The sequence below is a fragment of the Eudoraea sp. genome, assembly GCF_049665975.1.
Taxonomy (GTDB): Bacteria; Bacteroidota; Bacteroidia; order Flavobacteriales; family Flavobacteriaceae; genus Eudoraea.
Genome location: NZ_JBATGR010000223.1, coordinates 1 through 4,134, shown reverse-complemented (window position 1 = coordinate 4,134; position 4,134 = coordinate 1). Strand labels below are relative to the sequence as shown.

At 38.7% G+C, this 4,134-nt stretch carries 5 protein-coding genes; all 5 read right to left on the bottom strand.

All coding sequences use genetic code 11. The features are described from left to right. Positions 1-194: 194 nt before the first annotated feature. The gene (locus WBN20_RS08465) at positions 195-770 is read right to left on the bottom strand and encodes a DUF4251 domain-containing protein (protein ID WP_424281365.1); all 576 of its coding nucleotides are present in this window, start codon (positions 768-770) and stop codon (positions 195-197) included. A 93-nt stretch (positions 771-863) separates the two neighbouring features. Then, positions 864-1,721: a DMT family transporter gene (locus WBN20_RS08460; protein ID WP_424281364.1), complete on the bottom strand. Its 858-nt coding sequence runs from the start codon at positions 1,719-1,721 to the stop codon at positions 864-866. Between the two features lie 87 nt (positions 1,722-1,808). Further along, positions 1,809-3,026: a hypothetical protein gene (locus tag WBN20_RS08455; RefSeq protein WP_424281363.1), complete on the bottom strand. Its 1,218-nt coding sequence runs from the start codon at positions 3,024-3,026 to the stop codon at positions 1,809-1,811. Then, on the bottom strand, positions 3,027-3,539 hold the full coding sequence (locus tag WBN20_RS08450; RefSeq protein ID WP_424281362.1) for a TlpA family protein disulfide reductase: 513 nt from the start codon (positions 3,537-3,539) through the stop codon (positions 3,027-3,029). An 81-nt stretch (positions 3,540-3,620) separates the two neighbouring features. Then, complete coding sequence (locus WBN20_RS08445) at positions 3,621-3,950, bottom strand: hypothetical protein (RefSeq protein ID WP_424281361.1); 330 nt, start codon at positions 3,948-3,950, stop codon at positions 3,621-3,623. Positions 3,951-4,134: the final 184 nt, after the last annotated feature.

The following is a 4,134-nucleotide window of genomic DNA, read 5'->3' as shown; positions in this document are numbered from 1 at the left end:
ACCCCAATTGATTTTGATAAGTTATTAAATCTGGACGGCCATGTAAGTATCCAGAATAGCCCTTCAAACGACGAAATAATTGCTGTGGTCGATATTGGTATCAACGCAAATTAAATTTCCTTGACGTAAAAAATAGTAAGAACCCTGGCCATATTTAAATGTCAGAGTTTTTTGTTGGTATAAAAAGTACTATATTAAAGACCTTCCTCGTTAACATTTTCCTCAGGAAGTTCCGAAACCTTACCCAAATATTTTATAAAATTCCGTTGCGCACTATTTATATGCATATGGCTGGTTAAATTGGGATACATGGTAAGCGATACCTGGAACACTTCTGTATCCTGCCTGATTGTAAAGGTAACCTCATAGGAATTTTTCTTAGCATTCCTCCTGCTCTTCCAATTATCAGGTATGCCATTAAACTCTATAGCGCTACCAGTACCATAACCAGCGGTTACTTGTTGAACTCCAAAATACGGCAGATACGCGGAAACGGTATCTCCTTTTACTTTCAAATAATTAGGGTTTCCTGTTAAATTAATATTGCTGCCCGAGTTTCCCGGAAGGAACAACCCACTATTTGCCAAACTGTTCATAGCATTATTGGTAGACGGTTGCGCCATTTCAGATTCAATTTGAAACGATTTTTTAGTAACTAAATTCTCCAAAATCTGGTCTTCTATACCTGATGCTGATGTTGCCGCTTTTTCAGAGCTTCCACAGCTCCAGAAAATGGCCATTAAACCCAATATAACTAATCCATTTTTCATCTCTCTTTGTTATAAAATACTGTTATTCAATAATATACGACATATAATATGCTATTTTATTAAAATTATGATAAAACTTTTGCCTTCCTCCCCTTAGCTTAAACGTTTCCGAAGTAATCGTTGCTTATACCAAAGGTTTAACAACAAACCCCCTATAATCATTGCAATCCCCACAAAACTCCAGACATAATATTCTTCACCTAAAAAAACTATTCCAACAATTACCGCAAAGAATACTTCTAAATATTTTAATGGTGCAATCAAATTTGTTTCTCCCATTTGAAATGCTTTGGTCATGAATAGTTGACCAAAATACCCAAAAACACCAAGGCTTAGCAATAAAAACCAATCGATCCCCACAGGAGTTTTCCAATCAAAAATAGCGCCGATACCTCCTACGATCACCGCTATACACATAAAATAATTCACAATTACGACCGGATACTCTCTGCTACCAATCCGTCTAATAATAATATAAACCAACCCACTAAAAACTGAAGAAACCAAAACCAGGGCCAAACCAATAAGCGGAATGTTTTTGTCAAATCCTTTTAACACAATTACACCTAAAAAAGAGATCAAAAAAAATAACCATTGTATGGGTCTAACGTTTTCCCTGAGTAATAAAATGGCGAAAATGGCGGCAAAAATAGGTGCAATATATCGCATTCCAACAGCTGAACCCAGTGGTATATAATGTATGGCCATAAAAAATAAAACCATTGAAGTAGAGCCTACTAATCCTCTTAATACCAAAAGTTTACGATGTGTTCCTAAGATAGGAATACCTTTACTTAACAAATAGCCAAATGTAAAGAAAAGAGAACCGAGCGCCCTAAAAAAAACCAATTGGTAGGCACTATAAGTAGTCAGGAATTTCAAAAGCCCATTCATGACCGTAAAGGCCAGGGTGCTCAATAGCATATAATAAATTGCCTTTTTGAATTCCATTAATGGGTTTAAATTGGTAAAGGTAAAGATAGGATAAGTGCAAATCCCCGCCTATATATTGATCGCTGCTTATGTTGGAAAGTCCCCTTAGAAATGATCTAACAAAACATAAGCGATTTTTATCTTACTACCATCTTTACTAACATCAGTCCAGGCAAAATAGGCTTTATCGCCGAGCAATTCCATTTGAGGAAACCCAGTTTTACGCGACCCTTCCATTTGGGCAATTATTATAGATTCAGATTTCTTACCAGAGCTGGTAATTTTTACGGCCTTTAGCTGTGCCCTGCTGTTTTTAGATTCCATCCAGCTTACAATTGCTGTATCGGCGTTCAGTAATACTACATCTACCCTTCCAATTGCATCTGCCTCATCTACTTGTATCGGGGGACCAAAATGTTCGCCTCCATCATTTGAAAACACCAGATTTACCTTAGCCTGATCTCCTGCAGCTGTAAACCAGGCGACGGCCAGATTATTTCTCAAACTCGCCACTTTTGGACCATTTACAGGGCATCCATTTATTTTCCAGTTATCGTTATATATCGTTTTAGGAGCTGTCCATTTGCCTGCTACTTGTCTTACAATGCTCATGTCCCTTATTTCTTCCTCAGAGCGGTCTCTGTAAATCACTACGGGTCCGTTGGTAGTGATAGCGGCGGTGGTCTGACAGCAATCGCAGGTTCGGATATCCAGGAGGGTTTCTTCTCTAACTTCTCCCCTTTCAGATAAGATGGCAGCTCTTAGCGTCATGGCGCCACGGGAACCGTCCGCCTTTTCCCCGGTATTTCGGCCATCGAGCCAGGTTATAAAAAAGGAATTATTCTCATAGGGCACCGCACTTACAAATCCATGTTCGGTGAGGGTGCCATCAGTATGTAAAGGTAGATTGATTGTCCAGCTTTTGGATCCCTTCGGGAGTACATTCACCTTTACATCATAAGAATACGTATCAGGAGAAGATTTCTTTAGTACATGAGATAATAAATGGCCCTTATTCTCCACAATCATTGGGAAATCTGCCCAATTCACAAACCAGTCGTTCCCCTGTAGGATTTGATGTGAAGGCTGCCATTCTCCTCCCTTCAGTTTGGCATATTGCAGGCTTGCCAGGGTATCCTCCCTCATTTCTACCCAGGACATCAGCAATTTATCTCCGTTGGAAAATAAATTAGGTAATGAACTATTCTTTCCAGACGGAGAATCTATAAGATGTAATACTTCCACCTCCTTTTTTGGAGATTCGGTACAGGAAATAAGCAATCCAATTAAAAGTGTAAGCGTGTAACCCGTAAATTTTTGCATTTAATGAGTGTCTTTTAATTTTTGAATAACTTCAGGCGAATCCCAGACTACGCCTCCAACAATTTTTTCTACCTTCTCCCCTGCCTCATTATAAATATATGTTGTTGGCAGAGTAGTAATTTCCTGTTCGGACCAGGAGCCATTATATTTAATAAATTTTAAATCGAAACCTCGTCTTATCTGAAAAGCTTTAATGACAGGTAAAGGCTGGTCTGAAGCTAATAAGAATATGTAATTTTCCTTTTCCAAAATGGCCTGTGAACGTTGCATGGATGGCATCTCTTCCAGGCATGGTCTGCACCAGGTAGCCCAAAAATTCAGGATTATTCTTTTCCCCTTATAATCAGCAAGTGAGAGTGGATTTCCTTCAATATCTTCAAACTGACTTTCAGGCGTGGCCAGTTTTTCGGCAACAGCGGATTCTCCTTCGTCGGTTTCCTCTTCCTTAACAACCATTTTACAACTTATGAGGAGTACCAGAATGATAGCCAGTGCGGAAACTTTTAAACGCATATATTCTTTTAATTTCGGGTGAAAGTAAAGAAATTTACGAACAAAAAGAAAAGGATTTAGTCCAAAATCAATCCGGTTAAGCTACTCTTCAATCTCTTCAAACTTGTTGTTTGCCAGTAAAATTTTATTGAGCTTTTTGGAGCCATTATTCTTGTAGAGATCACGTATGAGTTTTTGTCGTTTGCCCTCTGAAAGGTCCAGAGAATCAATCATTGCCCTCATCATAAGTATTTCTTTTCGTCGGGTCTCTTCGGCCGCCAGATAATTTGGTTCAAATTTAAACAACACGGGGCCTTCTTCCTCTTCTGCCTGTAATCTAGCTTCTTTTTGAGGACTTTTTTGGGCAAAAAGATTATTTGCCCCAAAAAGGTACAATCCCGCACATAGCAGAAACATTGGAATTTTATTCATTTTAAGTGTCTCGTGTTCTGTTACAAATTAAGCTTTTTTATCGTAATGGCTATAGTCGCCTAAATTTAGGTTCGTTTATCTTGTCAATACCGCTTTGGGGCGATGTTTAACACGGGTTATTCAGGTTGAATGGTAAGAGTGCACTGGTTGTTACCCATTACCCTTTCTTCAGATTACGTTTTAC

Excerpts from the sequence above, each read along its gene's own strand:
- WBN20_RS08450 (WP_424281362.1), bottom strand. The coding sequence starts at position 3,539 with ATGCGTTTAAAAGTTTCCGCACTGGCTATCATTCTGGTACTCCTCATA.
- WBN20_RS08465 (WP_424281365.1), bottom strand. The coding sequence starts at position 770 with ATGAAAAATGGATTAGTTATATTGGGTTTAATGGCCATTTTCTGGAGC.
- WBN20_RS08460 (WP_424281364.1), bottom strand. The coding sequence starts at position 1,721 with ATGGAATTCAAAAAGGCAATTTATTATATGCTATTGAGCACCCTGGCC.
- WBN20_RS08455 (WP_424281363.1), bottom strand. The coding sequence starts at position 3,026 with ATGCAAAAATTTACGGGTTACACGCTTACACTTTTAATTGGATTGCTT.
- WBN20_RS08445 (WP_424281361.1), bottom strand. The coding sequence starts at position 3,950 with ATGAATAAAATTCCAATGTTTCTGCTATGTGCGGGATTGTACCTTTTT.